12 protein-coding genes and 1 tRNA gene are annotated in these 14,528 nt (G+C 60.8%); 11 read left to right on the top strand and 2 right to left on the bottom strand.

Features of this window, described 5'->3' with window-relative positions; genetic code table 11:
• Window positions 1-2 precede the first annotated feature (2 nt).
• The 11 genes from SPISAL_RS03205 (at window position 3) to pnp (ending at window position 11,942) form a co-directional block, all read left to right on the top strand.
• Entirely contained in the window at window positions 3-1,514 is a 1,512-nt protein-coding gene (locus SPISAL_RS03205; protein WP_016353032.1) for an NADH-quinone oxidoreductase subunit M, read from the top strand.
• Window positions 1,515-1,531: 17 nt separating this feature from the next.
• Complete coding sequence (gene nuoN / locus SPISAL_RS03210; protein ID WP_016353033.1) at window positions 1,532-2,971, top strand: NADH-quinone oxidoreductase subunit NuoN; 1,440 nt, start codon at window positions 1,532-1,534, stop codon at window positions 2,969-2,971.
• A gap of 7 nt (window positions 2,972-2,978) precedes the next feature.
• Entirely contained in the window at window positions 2,979-3,314 is a 336-nt protein-coding gene (locus tag SPISAL_RS03215) for a DUF2818 family protein (protein WP_016353034.1), read from the top strand.
• A gap of 38 nt (window positions 3,315-3,352) precedes the next feature.
• Window positions 3,353-3,429: transfer RNA gene (locus SPISAL_RS03220), tRNA-Met, on the top strand.
• Between the two features lie 120 nt (window positions 3,430-3,549).
• Window positions 3,550-4,008, top strand: a complete 459-nt coding sequence (gene rimP, locus SPISAL_RS03225; protein ID WP_016353035.1) for a ribosome maturation factor RimP — start codon at window positions 3,550-3,552, stop codon at window positions 4,006-4,008.
• A gap of 34 nt (window positions 4,009-4,042) precedes the next feature.
• On the top strand, window positions 4,043-5,539 hold the full coding sequence (gene nusA, locus SPISAL_RS03230) for a transcription termination factor NusA (protein ID WP_016353036.1): 1,497 nt from the start codon (window positions 4,043-4,045) through the stop codon (window positions 5,537-5,539).
• A gap of 31 nt (window positions 5,540-5,570) precedes the next feature.
• Entirely contained in the window at window positions 5,571-8,186 is a 2,616-nt protein-coding gene (gene infB / locus SPISAL_RS03235; protein WP_016353037.1) for a translation initiation factor IF-2, read from the top strand.
• A gap of 15 nt (window positions 8,187-8,201) precedes the next feature.
• Window positions 8,202-8,576 carry a 30S ribosome-binding factor RbfA gene (gene rbfA, locus SPISAL_RS03240; protein ID WP_016353038.1) on the top strand — a complete coding sequence of 125 codons (375 nt, stop codon included), beginning with the start codon at window positions 8,202-8,204 and terminating at the stop codon, window positions 8,574-8,576.
• The gene (truB, locus tag SPISAL_RS03245) at window positions 8,554-9,480 is read left to right on the top strand and encodes a tRNA pseudouridine(55) synthase TruB (protein ID WP_016353039.1); all 927 of its coding nucleotides are present in this window, start codon (window positions 8,554-8,556) and stop codon (window positions 9,478-9,480) included. Before rbfA ends, truB begins: the two co-directional genes overlap by 23 nt.
• Before the next feature lie 44 nt (window positions 9,481-9,524).
• Window positions 9,525-9,794 (top strand): 30S ribosomal protein S15, encoded by a 270-nt coding sequence (rpsO, locus tag SPISAL_RS03250; RefSeq protein WP_016353040.1) that lies wholly within the window; start codon window positions 9,525-9,527, stop codon window positions 9,792-9,794.
• Window positions 9,795-9,827: 33 nt separating this feature from the next.
• Window positions 9,828-11,942, top strand: coding sequence for a polyribonucleotide nucleotidyltransferase (pnp, locus tag SPISAL_RS03255; protein ID WP_016353041.1), 2,115 nt, complete (start codon window positions 9,828-9,830; stop codon window positions 11,940-11,942).
• On the opposite strand, the gene SPISAL_RS03260 is transcribed toward pnp, so the two are convergent.
• Window positions 11,939-14,032 (bottom strand): 3'-5' exonuclease, encoded by a 2,094-nt coding sequence (locus tag SPISAL_RS03260; RefSeq protein ID WP_051111881.1) that lies wholly within the window; start codon window positions 14,030-14,032, stop codon window positions 11,939-11,941. The genes pnp and SPISAL_RS03260 overlap by 4 nt on opposite strands.
• A gap of 2 nt (window positions 14,033-14,034) precedes the next feature.
• A complete protein-coding gene (locus SPISAL_RS03265; RefSeq protein WP_016353043.1) occupies window positions 14,035-14,409 on the bottom strand; it encodes a response regulator transcription factor in 375 nt (124 codons plus the stop codon).
• Between the last annotated feature and the right edge of the window lie 119 nt (window positions 14,410-14,528).

Genomic DNA, 14,528 nt, shown 5'->3' on the forward strand with positions numbered 1-14,528 from the left:
GCATGGTTGGGCAATGGCCATTATTGAGTCTGCTGATCTGGGTGCCGATTCTTGGCGGTATCGGGGTGCTTGCTGCGGGCAACGACAACGCCGATCGCGCGCGCTGGACGGCACTGGCTGTCGCGGTTGTTACGCTGGGAATCGGGCTTGCGCTCTGGTTAGGGTTCGAGAGCGGCATTGCCGGCATGCAGTTCGTGGAAAAAGCGGCCTGGATCCGGGCATTTGATATTCACTACCACCTTGGGGTGGATGGCATCTCAATGCCGCTGGTCGTGCTAACCGCGTTCTCCACGCTGCTTGTGATCGGTGCAGCCTGGGAGGTTGTTCGCTATAAGCCCGCCCAGTACCTGGCTGCCTTTTTAATCATGGAAGGCATCATGATCGGGGTGTTCAGTGCCCTCGATGCCATCCTGTTCTACGTCTTTTTCGAGGCGATGCTGATCCCGATGTTCCTCATTATCGGTATCTGGGGTGGGCCAAACCGCATCTACGCCACCATCAAGTTCTTCCTCTATACCTTCCTTGGGTCGGTCATGATGCTGATCGCGCTGATCTACCTGCGCACGCAAGCGGGTAGTTTTGCGATTGAGGACTTCTATGGCCTGCAGTTGCCGCTTGCAACGCAAACGCTGATTTTCCTGGCGTTCCTGGCGGCCTTCGCCGTTAAGGTGCCGATGTTTCCAGTGCATACCTGGCTACCCGATGCTCACGTGGAAGCCCCCACGGGTGGTTCGGTTATTCTGGCGGCGATTACGCTGAAAATCGGCGGGTACGGCTTCCTGCGTTTCAGTCTGCCCATTGCGCCAGAGGCCAGCCTGGCGCTGGACTGGCTGCTAATTGGCCTGTCGCTCATCGCGGTGGTGTATATCGGACTGGTCGCGATGGTTCAGGAAGACCTGAAAAAGCTGATCGCCTACTCCTCCATTGCCCATATGGGGTTTGTCACCCTCGGATTTTTCCTCATCTTCCGAATCGTTGCCAATACCGATCGCCCGGACGGTGCACTGCTCGCGCTGGAGGGCGGGATGGTGCAGATGATTTCCCACGGGTTCGTCTCGGCTGCGATGTTCTTGTGCGTCGGTGTGCTCTACGACCGCATGCACACTCGGCGCATCGCGGATTACGGGGGTGTTGCCAACCGAATGCCCGTCTTTGCCGGATTCTTTGTGCTCTTTGCCATGGCCAACGCCGGGTTACCCGGTACCTCTGGCTTTGTCGGCGAGTTCATGGTGATCCTGGCCAGCTTCCAGGCGGGGTTCTGGTATGCCGCTATCGCGGGGCTCACACTGATTCTGGGTGCGGCCTACAGCCTGTGGATGATTAAACGGGTGGTGTACGGCGAAGTCCGGAACGAGGCGGTTGGCGAGCTAAAAGACATTAGCGCACGCGAAAAACTGCTGCTTGGCAGTCTTGCCGTCGTCATTCTGTTTTTCGGTATCTACCCGGCCCCGTTGATTGATGTGATGACGCCGTCGCTGGACGCGCTTTTACGTGTCGTGATGCCGACCCTTTAAACGGTCAGAGGACAAACATGACCTTTGAGATGCCTCAATTTGCACTGGCTGCTCCGGAGATCTGGCTCGGGATCATGATCTGCGTGGTCCTGGTTGCGGATCTGTTTGATCGTAGCCAGGAGAGCCAGCTGGCGTTCTTCCTGACCCAATTAACCCTGGTGGTGATGATTTGGCTGGCGTTTGCCACGCACTGGGGGAGTGGATCGGAGATCACCTTCAATGGCATGTACGTCTCAGATGGGTTGGCGGCCATCCTCAAGGGGGCCGTCGCTGGCCTGACGGCGATCACGGTTGGCTATAGTCGCGATTATCTCCGGCAACGCGGGCTGCTGACCGGTGAGTTCTTTCTTTTGACGCTCATCGCCACACTCGGGATGTCGGTGATGGCCTCGGCATCCAGCATGCTGGTGCTCTACATTGGGCTGGAACTGCTGTCGCTCAGCCTCTACGCCATGGTGGCCTTTGACCGGGATAGCCGGGATGGCTCGGAAGCGGCCATGAAGTATTTTGTCCTGGGGGCGTTGGCATCCGGGATGCTCTTGTATGGCATGTCCATGATTTATGGCGCGGCAGGCAGCCTGCTCATCGGGGATATCGCCGCTGCCGCCGCGGCTGGAGAAAATCAGCTGCTGATGGCCTTTGGCATGACATTCGCCTTTGTTGGTGTCGCATTCAAGTTTGGTGCGGCCCCGTTTCACATGTGGATTCCGGATGTCTATCAGGGGGCGCCGACGGCCGTCACTGCGTTCCTGGGCAGTGCTCCGAAGGTGGCGGCACTCGCTTTGTTCTTGCGTTTGCTCGCCGAAGGGCTCGGTGATTTACATGCCCAGTGGCAAACCATGGCCATGATCCTGGCTGTGGCGTCGCTGGTGATCGGCAATCTTTTCGCGCTGGTGCAGACCAACTTGAAGCGCATGCTGGCCTACTCCACGGTCTCGCATATCGGGTTTCTTTTTCTGGGCCTCATTGCCGGCACCGATGAGGGGTTTGCGGCTGCGCTGTTCTATGCCATTAGCTACGGCATTATGGCGGCCGGCGCCTTTGGCATGATTATTTTGCTGTCTCGGCAGGGTTTCGAGGCGGAGATGATCGACGACATGCGTGGCCTGAATGACCGGCATAGTGGCTTTGCGCTGGTGATGCTCTTGCTGATGTTCTCGATGACTGGGATCCCGGGCACGGTCGGCTTCTATGCCAAATGGCTTGTTCTGCAGGCTCTGATTGCATCGGGTCACATCTGGCTCGCTATTCTCGCGGTGGTGTTTGCCGTGATTGGCGCGTTTTACTACTTGCGCGTCCTCAAGGCCGTCTACTTTGACCGCGTGGAATCGCCAGAGCCACTGGCCGCACCGACAGGTCAGCGTGTGGTTATTGCCGCTAACGGTGGGCTTGTCCTGCTCCTTGGCCTGTTCCCGGATCTGTTGATCTCCGCTTGTCGAGCTGCCTTCGGGCTGTGACGGTCGGATGAGTAGCGGACTGGCCATTGCCCTACTGCTGGTGGTGGCGCTCGTTGCAGCGAACCTGCCTTGGGTCTCGGATCGCGTGGGACTGGTTTATCGGGCGCCGGGTGGGCGCAAGCGCGAGTGGGTGCGTCTGATTGAGTGGAGTGTTCTGTTTGGGCTGGTCGCACTGGTCGGCGCGGGTCTTGAGATGCGTACCCAAGGCCAGCTCCAGGCGCAGGGCTGGGAGTTTTGGGTTATCGGCTTGTGTCTTTTCGCCGTGTTTGCGCTGCCCGGGTTCATTTACCACCACGATCTGCGACGGCGTCTGGCCAAACGGCATCCGCGCGTTTCCCCTTGAAAATAGTGGGCCGTGTCCCTATTCTGTCCGATGTCGGTTGCGGGGTGGAGCAGTCCGGTAGCTCGTCGGGCTCATAACCCGAAGGTCGCAGGTTCAAATCCTGCCCCCGCTACCAATTAGGCATCTTCGAGAAGGCCGTTTGCGGCCTTTTTTTTTGCCGGTGCTTCGAGGAGCAGCCGGGGTGTCAGGAATGGGCCTTTGGCCCATTTTTTGTTCCGGTCGGAACCGGAAGCGGATGGACATGAAAGCGCCTGAACGCGTCATCAATCTGTTGGAGCCCGTGGTAGAGGGCCTGGGCTACGAATTGGTCGGGGTGGAATACCAGCCGGGACGGCCACAGGGGATGTTGCGTCTTTATATTGACCATCCGGAAGGCATTGAAGTCGATGACTGCGCCCGGGTAAGTCACCAGGTGAGCGGCGTTCTCGATGTGGAGAATCCGATCGCTGGGGAGTATCTGCTTGAGGTGTCCTCACCAGGGCTGGATCGGCCCGTATTCAAAACCGATGACTATGACCGGTTTGCGGGTGAAATGATCCGTGTACGGCTACGAGGACGGCTGGACGGTCGGCGCAAATTTCATGGTCGCTTGCTTGGTCTGGAAAATGATCAGGTACGCATAGACGAACAGGGCGAGGAGATTACCGTCCCACTGACGGAAATTGATCGCGCGCATCTGGAGTTGGAACCCTGACGCTCAGGGCATGCCATCGGGAGAGCAAACAACGATGAGCAAGGAAATTCTGCTGGTAGTCGACGCCATCGCCAACGAGAAAGGCGTCGAACAGGAGGTCATTTTCGAGGCCATTGAGGCCGCGCTCGCATCTGCGACGCAAAAGCGCCATGAGGGCGAGATTGACGTGCGCGTGGACGTGGACCGCAAGACCGGGGAATACGAGACCTTTCGACGATGGACGGTGATCGCTGACGACGACGAGGTCGAGCTACCGGATCAGCAGATCCCGGTTACTGAAGCGAAGCAGTCGGATCCGTCGCTCGAGGTGGGTAGCGTGATCGAAACGCCAATGGAATCGGTGGACTTCGGTCGGATCGCTGCCCAGGCCGCGAAGCAGGTCATTGTTCAGAAAGTGCGGGAAGCCGAGCGGGCGAAGGTGGTCGAAGCCTATCGGAACCGCGCCGGCGAGCTCATCACCGGCATCGTTAAGCGCGTGGAGCGCGGCAACGTCTATTTGGACCTGGGGAGTAATGCCGAGGCCTTTATACCGCGCGAGGAAATGATCCCGCGCGAGGCCGTTCGCCCTGGTGATCGGCTTCGAGCCTGGTTACGGGAGGTGCGCGAGGAGGTGCGTGGGCCGCAGCTGTTCGCCAGCCGCTCAGCGCCGGAGTTCCTGGTGGAGCTTTTCAAACTCGAGGTGCCCGAGGTCAGTCAGGACCTGCTGGAGATCCTTGGCGCTGCGCGTGATCCGGGGATGCGCGCCAAGATCTCGGTGAACGCCCTGGATAGCCGGGTTGATCCAGTCGGAGCCTGTGTGGGCATGCGAGGATCCCGCGTTCAGGCTGTCTCGAACGAACTCTCTGGCGAGCGGATCGACATTATTCTCTGGAACGACAATCCGGCGCAATTTGTGATTAACGCCATGGCGCCAGCTGAAGTGGAGTCCATTGTGGTCGATGAAGATCGGGACAGCATGGACATCGCGGTTGGCGAGGATCAGCTCTCCCAGGCGATCGGCCGGGGTGGGCAGAATGTCCGTCTGGCCAGTGAGCTGACGGGCTGGGAGCTGAACGTCATGACGGCGGAAGAGGCCGAGGCGAAAAGCGAGGCGGAAGCGGCCGAGCTCGTCGATCTCTTCATTCGTGAGCTGGATGCGGACGAGGATCTGGCGGGTCTGCTCGTGGAGGAGGGCTTCTCCAGCGTGGAAGAAGTTGCCTACGTGCCGACTGGCGAACTGCTCGATATTGAAGGCTTTAGCGAGGACCTCGTGAATGCACTGCGTCAGCGGGCTCGCGATGTGTTGACCGAGCGCGAGGCTGCGGCGGCTGAAGCCGAAGCGCCAGCAGAGGATTTGCTTGGTCTGGAGGGCATGGATGATGTGACGGCCGCGAGGCTCGCACAGCAGGGAATACGCACCATGGAAGATCTCGCCGAGCAGTCGGTGGATGATCTGGTCGAAATCGAGGGGCTTGATGCGGAGCGCGCTGGCGCGCTGATCATGAAGGCCCGTGAGCCGTGGTTTGCCGAGCAAGAGGGCAACCAGGCCTAAGCCCGGAGAACCCGGGACGGAGGGAATGCATATGTCGCAGAGCACAGTCAGAGATTTTTCCGAACGCACGGGGGTTCCCCTGGAGCGTCTGATTGCACAGCTTCGCGATGCCGGTCTTGAGTATGACGACCCGGACGCTGAGTTTGCTGAAGCGGATAAGTCGGTTCTACTCGATCATCTGCGCAAAACGCATGGGCGGCGTGAAGATGACGAAGAGGGCGGGCCGTCACAGATTACCCTGAAGCGTCGAAGTCACAGTCAGTTGCGCATGCCCTCGGGCGGCGGTGCCGAGCGTCGAAGTGCACGTGGCCCCCGCGCGGGCACGGGTGGGCGTACGGTCAACGTCGAGGTGCGAAAGAAGCGCACGTACGTGAAGCGCAGCGTGGTTGAGGCAGAGGCGGCCGAACAGGATGCCCAGGTCCTTGAGCGAGCGTTGCAGCAGGATGTGAAGGCGGCCGAGGCCGCTCAGGCGGCGGAGGCCGAGCGCCAGCGCGAGGCGGAAGCCGCGGCTGAAGCCGCTCGGGAAGCGGAAGCAGCCGCTGTAGCCGCTCGTGAGGAAGGCGAGTCGACATCGCCTGAGGCTGATCAGGAGGCCGTGGCCGACTCCGAGGAACCGGTGACTACGGTGGCCGACCTCGAAGCGGAGCAGCAGAAGACCGACTCTGAGGCGGCGCGCAAGAAAGAGATCGAAGACGAAAAAGAGCGCAAGCGCCTGGAGGCAGAGGCTAAGCGTGAGCGTGAAGCCGAGGAGCGCGCGGCGCGCAAGGCGGCCCGCGGCAAGGGCAAAGCCAAGAAGCGCGCAGACAGTGCGACGCGTCAGGGGCGGCGAGGTGCCGCTGGCGTGGCAAGCTCGGCAATCCAGCAGGAATTTGAGAAGCCCACTGCGCCCGTGGTGCGTGACGTTCAAGTCCCCGAGACCATCACCGTTGGTGAGCTTGCCCAGCGCATGAGCGTCAAGGCTGCGGATCTCATCAAGGAGATGATGAAGCAGGGCGTGATGGCCACCATTAACCAGGCCATCGATCAGGACACGGCGGTGCTGCTCGTCGAGGAGATGGGGCACCGCCCGCACACCGTCCGCGAGGATGACCTTGAGGAAGCACTGCTGGGTCAAGCGACTGAGCCCAGCGGCACCGAGGAGCCACGTTCGCCCGTGGTGACGATCATGGGGCATGTCGACCATGGCAAGACCACCCTGCTCGACTACATTCGCCGCGCCAAGGTCGCCGCGGGTGAGGCGGGCGGCATCACGCAGCACATCGGCGCCTATCGGGTGAATACCGAGCGTGGAGACTTGACCTTCCTCGATACGCCAGGCCATGAGGCGTTTACTGCCATGCGGGCGCGGGGTGCCCAGGTGACAGATGTTGTCATCCTGGTTGTCGCCGCGGATGACGGCGTGATGCCGCAGACCGAAGAAGCGGTCAAACACGCCCGCGCTGCCGGTGTGCCGATCGTGGTCGCGGTGAACAAGATGGATCGCGAAGATGCGGACCCGGATCGTGTGAAAAACGAGCTGGCCGCCCGCGAAGTCATCCCTGAAGAATGGGGCGGTGATACGCAGTTCATTCACTGCTCCGCGCTCGCGGGTGACGGCGTCGAGAATCTACTCGAAGCAGTGGCGCTGCAGGCGGAGTTGCTGGAGCTGAAAGCGGTACGGGACTGCCCGGCCTCAGGCATCGTCGTCGAGTCCAGCCTCGACCGCGGTCGTGGCCCGGTTGCAACGGTATTGGTCCAGAACGGCGTGCTTCATCAAGGCGATACGATTATCTCGGGTAGCGAGTTCGGCCGAGTCCGCGCCCTCCTTGATGAGCGGGGTGACCGAGTCCAGGAAGCGGGGCCATCCACACCGGCGGTCGTCCTGGGGCTCTCTGGCTTGCCGGAGGCAGGTGATGAAGTGCTGGTCGTCGAGGACGAGCGTAAGGCTCGGGAACTGGCCGATCACCGGCGCGAGAAGAGTCGTGACAAGCGCTTGCAGGCGCAGAAAGCCGCGAAGATGGACGAGCTGTTCACCCAAATGGGGGACCAGGAGGTCATGACCGTCAACCTGGTGGTCAAAGGCGATGTGCAGGGCTCAGTCGAGGCGCTTACGCAGTCTCTGACCAACCTCTCCAATGAGGAAGTGCGGATCACGCCGATCGCGACCGGTGTGGGCGCAATCAACGAGTCGGACGTCAACCTTGCTCTGGCTTCTGAGGCGCTGTTGATCGGCTTTAACGTGCGCGCGGATGCGAAGGCACGACGGCTGGCTCAGGAAACAGGGGTGGAGCTGCGTTACTACAGCATCATCTATGATGCGATTGATCAGCTGCGTAACGCGATTAGCGGCATGCTCGAGCCGGAAACCCAAGAGCAGATTATTGGTACAGCCGAAGTGCGCGAGGTTTACCGCTCCTCCCAGCTTGGTCAAATTGCTGGCTGTCTGGTGGTTGATGGGGTCGTCCGCCGTAGTAACCCGATTCGTGTCCTGCGCGAAAACGTGGTGGTCTTCGAGGGTGATCTCGAATCGTTGCGTCGCTTCAAGGATGACGTTAAGGAAGTGCAGTCGGGTACCGAATGTGGCATTGGCGTGCGTAACTACAACGATGTTCGCGCCGGTGACCAGATCGAGTGTTACGAGCGGGTCACGATCCAGCGCTCGCTCTAGCGCGGTGGGACGGTTATGGCGAACGACTATCCGCGTAGCCGCCGAGTCGCTGACCAGGTGCAGCGCGAGTTGGCGACTCTCATCCGGGATGAGGTGCGCGACCCGCGCGTGGGCTCTGTGACAGTCTCTGAAGTGAAGGTCAGTCGAGACTTCGCGCATGCCGAGGTCTATGTCACGGGCCTAGGCATGGAGGAGGCGGACTCGCGGGCAATGGTTGATGCCCTCAACGGGGCGGCCGGTTTCTTGCGTGGCCAGCTTGCCCGGCAAATGCGCTTGAGAAAGGTCCCGGCCCTGCACTTCTACTATGACCCGGTGTTCGATCAAGGTGCACGGCTCAACCGGCTGATTGATGAGGTGGCCCCGGACAATGGCTCGCAAGAAGGGCCGTAATGTTGACGGGATCCTGCTGCTCGACAAGCCGAGCGGGCTGACCTCGAATGCGGCATTGCGCCGCGTCAGTCGTTATCTGGACGCGCGCAAGGCCGGGCACACCGGCAGCCTTGATCCATTGGCAACCGGGCTGCTGGTGCTTTGCTTTGGCGAGGCCACCAAAGTCAGTGGCTGGCTGCTCGATGCAGACAAGTCGTACACGTGTCTTGCCCGATTGGGCATGACCACCGACAGCGCGGATGCGGATGGACAGATCCTCCAGCGCCGTCAGGTGCCCGCAGTGGATGATGAGGCGCTTGAGGACGTGCTGTCAGGTTTCCGGGGGCAACAGGCCCAAGTGCCGCCGATGTTTTCTGCGCTCAAACACGAGGGTCAACGGCTGCATGAGTTGGCCCGGCAGGGGATTGAGGTTGAGCGGCCACCGCGGCAGGTCTGCATCCATGACTTGAACGCCACCCGCGTGGCGCCCGATGCATTGCGACTGGAAGTGACCTGCTCGAAAGGCACGTATATCCGGAGCCTTGTGGCCGATATCGGCGAGCAGCTGGGATGCGGCGCCCACGTGGAGCAGCTGCGGCGTACCGGGTTGGGGCCATTTAAAGGGCCGTCGATGTGGTCACTCGAGACGCTGGAGCGCTTGAGTGGGCAGGGAGCCGGCGCGCTGGATGCATGTCTGTTGCCGACTGATACCGCATTGGCGGATTATCCCGCGGTCACTCTAGCGGCGTCGGCGGCGGAGCGGTTCTGTCACGGTCAGGCGGTCAGCGCGGACCGTCCCACCGAGGCGGCGTCCATCTTGACGGTTTACGGGCCCGATGCTGCGTTTCTTGGTATCGGTGCCTGGCGTGACGATGGTGCAATTGCACCGCGTCGTTTGCTTGTTCAGCGAACCGCCCGGGGATAGAATGCCCCATTCTGTTAAATCAGCGAGTTAACCAGGAGTCATTGATGACACTCACCGCCACTCAGAAGCAGGAGATCGTCCGTGATTACGGCCGCTCCGACGGCGATACCGGGTCTCCGGAGGTGCAAATCGCCCTTCTGACCGCCCGCATCCAGTATCTCACCGAGCATTTCGGTACGCACAAGCAGGATCACCACTCCCGGCGTGGGCTGCTCAAGCTGGTTAACCAGCGCCGGCAGCTCCTTGATTATCTGCATCGCAAAAGCCTTGAGCGCTATCAGTCCGTGATTGAGCGGCTCGGCCTGCGCAAGTAGAGCAACAAACAAACGACCAGGGGTGAAATCGCAGTGACTCCAACCGCCGTCAAGAAATCTTTCCAGTTCGGTGAGCAGACCGTCACGCTGGAAACTGGGAAAATCGCGCGCCAGGCAACCGGCGCTGTCCTCGTCAATATGGCCGATACCGTGGTGCTCGTCACCGTGGTGGGCAAACGCGAAGAGGTGCCAGGCCGCAGCTTCCTGCCCTTGACGGTGAACTACCAGGAGCGCACCTACGCGGCCGGTAAGATTCCCGGCGGTTTTTTCAAGCGCGAGGGACGGCCTTCCGAGAAAGAGACGCTGGTCTGTCGGTTGATTGACCGGCCGATTCGTCCGCTCTTCCCAGCCGGTTTCTCCAACGAGGTGCAGGTGGTCGCGACAGTGATCTCGCTGAATCCGGAGGTCGATCCGGATATCCCCGCCATGATCGGCACTTCGGCTGCGCTTGCCATCTCGGGTATTCCTTTTGACGGCCCGATCGGTGCGGCCCGCGTGGGCTATCACAATGGGGATTTCCTGCTGAACCCCACGCTAAGCCAACTTGAAGAATCCCAGCTGGATCTGGTGGTTGCGGGCACGAATGATGCCGTCCTGATGGTGGAGTCGGAGGCAGACCGTCTGCCTGAGCAGACCATGCTGGATGCCGTTCTCTACGGCCATGAGCAGATGCAGACGGCGATTACCGCGATCAACGAACTCGCTGCCGAGACAGGTAAGCCGCGCTGGGATTGGGTTGCGCCGGCTGCCGATGAAACACTCGCAGAGCGTGTACGCGCACATGCTGAGGCCCCGCTGACCGAGGCCTACGGTGTGGCCGATAAGCAGGCGCGTCAGGAAGCGATTGCCCAGGTCCGCGCCCAAGTCAACGAAGCGCTGGTCGCGACCGAAGAGGGTGGCGAAGGCTGGTCGGCTGATGGGGTGGGTGAGGCCTTCAAGGGCCTGGAGAAAAAGATTGTTCGCGGTCGTATTCTGGCCGGGGAGCCCCGAATCGACGGACGTGATCAGCACACGGTGCGACCGATCGATATCGAAGTGGGCACGCTGCCACGGACGCATGGCTCGGCCATCTTTACCCGTGGTGAGACCCAGGCCATTGTGGTGACCACGCTGGGCACCGGCCGTGACGCGCAGGTCATCGACGCCATCGAGGGCGAGCGTCGCGAGCCCTTCATGCTGCACTACAACTTCCCGCCGTACTGTGTGGGTGAGACTGGGTTCATGGGGACGCCCAAGCGCCGTGAGATCGGCCATGGCAAGCTCGCCAAGCGCGGTATCGAAGCGGTCATGCCTGCCCCGGAGGACTGTCCTTATGTCGTCCGCGTGGTCTCGGAGATCACCGAGTCCAATGGTTCAAGCTCTATGGCCTCGGTGTGTGGCACCAGTCTCTCGCTCATGGATGCGGGTATTCCGATCAAGGCGCCTGTTGCGGGTATCGCCATGGGTCTGATCAAGGAAGGCGATGACTTTGCCGTATTAACGGATATCCTGGGCGACGAGGACCACCTCGGCGATATGGACTTCAAAGTGGCTGGCTCGGAGAACGGCGTCACTGCTTTGCAGATGGATATCAAGATTAACGGCATCACCCGCGAAATCATGGAACAGGCCCTGGGCCAGGCCCGTGACGGTCGCCTGCATATCCTGGGCCGGATGAACGAGGTGATTGGTGAGCATCGCGAAGAGATGTCGGCCTACGCGCCGCGCCTGATCACCCTGCGCATCGACCCGGAGAAGATCCGTGACGTCATTGGCAAGGGCGGCGCGACGATTCGCCAGCTCACCGAGGAAACGGGTACGACGATCGACATCACTGACGACGGTACGGTCACCATTGGTTCAGTGGATAAGGCAGCGGGTGAGGAGGCCCGGCGCCGCATCGAACTGCTGACCGCTGACGTCGAGGTCGGCCAGGTCTACGAAGGCAAGGTCAACAAGCTCATGGACTTCGGAGCGTTTGTGAACATCCTGCCTGGGCGTGATGGCCTCGTTCACATCTCGCAGATCTCCCATCGCCGTGTCGAAAGCGTTGGCGACGAGCTAAGCGAGGGGCAGAGCGTTCAGGTGAAGGTGCTTGAGGTGGATCGGCAGGGCCGGATTCGCCTGAGTATTAAAGCGCTTGAAGAAGAAGAGGGCGTCGAGAGCTAAAAGGCGCGCTGCTGCCGACGGAATTCGATCATGCGCTCTTGAGCCGTGATCGCCTCACTCAGGGTGCGAATGGACTCGCCCGGTAGCAGGTCAATCAGTCGCATGAAGATCTCGGCGGTGGTCAGAGAATCGCCGAGGGCTGTATGCCGGCCACCAACGCCTACCCCCAGTCGCTCGGCAATGCTCTCCATGGTGTGCTCACCGGTGTGATCGTGCAGCATTATCGACAATAGCAAGGCGTCTAGCGTCGGGTTATCGAACCGGACCCCGGTGACGCGTTGCTTGAGCTTGAGGAACCGCAAGTCGAAAGCCGTGTTAAAGCCGACCAGCACGGCGTTGCCGGCAAATGCGTGAAACCGGCGGATCACCTCCTCGACCGGCGGTGCTTCCATTACATCCTCATCGTAAATGCCATGGATACTGCTCGCGAGCGCGGGGATCGGGCGCCCGGGATTGGCGAGCAGTTCGAACGTCTCACCATGCATGACCTGGCCGCGATGAATACGGACCGCGCCAATCGAGACAATTTCATCGCCTCGGCTTGGCTCCAGTCCCGTGGTCTCACAATCGAATACCACATAGTCCAGGGTCTCGAGTGATGCATCCGCTGTATCACCGAGCGGTCTGTCGGCGTCTTCGATTGCGAAGTCGTAATACTCTGGCCGCGCCGGCACCGTCTCGACCACGGTTGCCTTCTTGGGCGCGCCGGGCAGGGGTAGCCGAAGCATCGCCCGGCCTTCTTTGGAGAGATCCGGTTGGCTCCAGGCAGTCGTGTCATGTCGCTGCAGCACTTCTCGCAGGCTCACGGTGCCACCGACATCCTCCAGGCCAGCGTCCAGCCAGTGATCCAGCTGATCTGCCGCAATGACATCCCCTGACCAGTTCAGGTCAACGTAGACCAGGCTGCCTTCTTCCCGGCCACTCAGGGCCAGCGCTGTGACCCCGAGCTCTTCTCTCAGCCGTGCAAGCAGGGCCTCAATGACCCGAGAAAGCAGGTAGGGCTCGGCTGATAGCCAGACATCAGCTCGGCACTGCAAGCGCGGGATCACCTCCGCTGCAACGCTGACTTTGATGCCCTCGATGAGACTGCCCAGATGGACGTCTTCCAGACGCCAGTTGTCAGTCACCACGGAAGCGGTTTCATCAGAGAGTGTCGTGAAGCGGTGGGTTAACTTTTCGTTCTCTTCAGCGATGATACGGGCGAATTGCTCTGTTTGCTCATGCAGACCCTCCTCTTGTGCAAGCCGCAGGCTTTCCGTGGCGGCATTGAGGCTGGTGAGGGGATTGCGGAGGCTTTCCACCGCGTCGCGTAGTGCCTGCTCTCGGCGCAGTGTTTCGCGTGTTTGCCGCGAGACGTCTTGCAGCGTCATCACAAAACCGGAGGTCTCGGGATCATCGGTGACCAGGCGTGCAACCCGGCAGCGCAATAGCCGCTCCCCACTCGCCGTGGCGCAGACCAGTTCGGCATCCGCCGGTGCGGCGTTTTCGTTCGTGGGGACAAGGAGACGGAGGGTGTGATTCAACGGTCCCTCGTTGAGCACCTCGCTGATATTGCGGCCAAGCCCCAGTGCGGGCTCGCTGGACAGGAGATCGCGGGTGGTCCGGTTGTACAGCTGAATCCGCCCCTCCCGGTCACACACCATCACCCCGTCCCGGATCTCCCGGAGAATGGTCTCAAGTCGGGTCCGGCGGGCCTCGACTTTGGTGGCCACTGCCTGAGCCGCTTCGTCCATGTCCTGCTGGTTTCTGACCAGCGCGCTCCCGAGTTGCTCGAGGGTATCGGGCAGGCGGTCAAGCCAGTGCCGGCCGCTAATCTCGAGGTGATGCTGGGGGTTGGAGCTTGCAAGAATATCGGCGCCGCGCGCTGTAGCGACCAGTGGTCGAGCCAGGCGGCGATCGATAATTATGCCCGTCACAAGCAGTCCCGCCAGGCTGATGAGCCAGGCTGTGATGAGTGCGCCGCCTGCCGATGAACCCTGCGCCCGGTTCATGGTGGCCAGGCCAGCCATCAGGACGCTCTGTCCTGCGCCGACGACACCGATGACGGCCCAGAGCCGCTTTCTTAACCGCGGCAGCCGATAGGCCCGCACCCTTAGGCGGCCTCGCTAACCAGCTCCCGCACCCTGCCCAGTACTGCGGCCGGGTTAAATGGCTTGACGATGAAATCGACAGCACCCAGTGACAGCGCTTTTTCGCGCTCCACCTCGAGCCCTCGGGTCGTCAGCATCAGCACTGGCAGGTTTTCGAACCCGGGCAATGCCAGCAGACTCTGGCAGAGGTCGTAGCCACTGCGGTCGGACAGCACGGCATCCATGAGTACGAGATCTGGGCAGAAGTCGTTCACCGATGCCATGGCCTCTTCATAACCGCATGCGCTATGCACTGAAAAGCCGGCGTGTCCAAGCAGGAAACTTAACGACGCAGCGATGTTGGCCTCGCTGTCGACGATCAAGATATTTTTGATCATATGACTCCGCTACCCAGTGGGTAACGCCTCCTCCTCTCTCTACCCCAGTATAGGGTATTCCGGTGGGGGTTTGTCGAGGTAATCTACTGACCTCCATCGAAAAAGGATCATCAGGAGGG

This window comes from Spiribacter salinus M19-40, from assembly GCF_000319575.2.
Classification (GTDB): domain Bacteria; phylum Pseudomonadota; class Gammaproteobacteria; order Nitrococcales; family Nitrococcaceae; genus Spiribacter; species Spiribacter salinus.

Coding starts and splice junctions, on each gene's coding strand:
- nuoN (WP_016353033.1), top strand. CDS start 1,532: ATGACCTTTGAGATGCCTCAATTTGCACTGGCTGCTCCGGAGATCTGG.
- rbfA (WP_016353038.1), top strand. CDS start 8,202: ATGGCGAACGACTATCCGCGTAGCCGCCGAGTCGCTGACCAGGTGCAG.
- rpsO (WP_016353040.1), top strand. CDS start 9,525: ATGACACTCACCGCCACTCAGAAGCAGGAGATCGTCCGTGATTACGGC.
- nusA (WP_016353036.1), top strand. CDS start 4,043: ATGAGCAAGGAAATTCTGCTGGTAGTCGACGCCATCGCCAACGAGAAA.
- infB (WP_016353037.1), top strand. CDS start 5,571: ATGTCGCAGAGCACAGTCAGAGATTTTTCCGAACGCACGGGGGTTCCC.
- SPISAL_RS03265 (WP_016353043.1), bottom strand. CDS start 14,409: ATGATCAAAAATATCTTGATCGTCGACAGCGAGGCCAACATCGCTGCG.
- rimP (WP_016353035.1), top strand. CDS start 3,550: ATGGACATGAAAGCGCCTGAACGCGTCATCAATCTGTTGGAGCCCGTG.
- SPISAL_RS03205 (WP_016353032.1), top strand. CDS start 3: ATGGTTGGGCAATGGCCATTATTGAGTCTGCTGATCTGGGTGCCGATT.
- truB (WP_016353039.1), top strand. CDS start 8,554: ATGGCTCGCAAGAAGGGCCGTAATGTTGACGGGATCCTGCTGCTCGAC.
- SPISAL_RS03215 (WP_016353034.1), top strand. CDS start 2,979: ATGAGTAGCGGACTGGCCATTGCCCTACTGCTGGTGGTGGCGCTCGTT.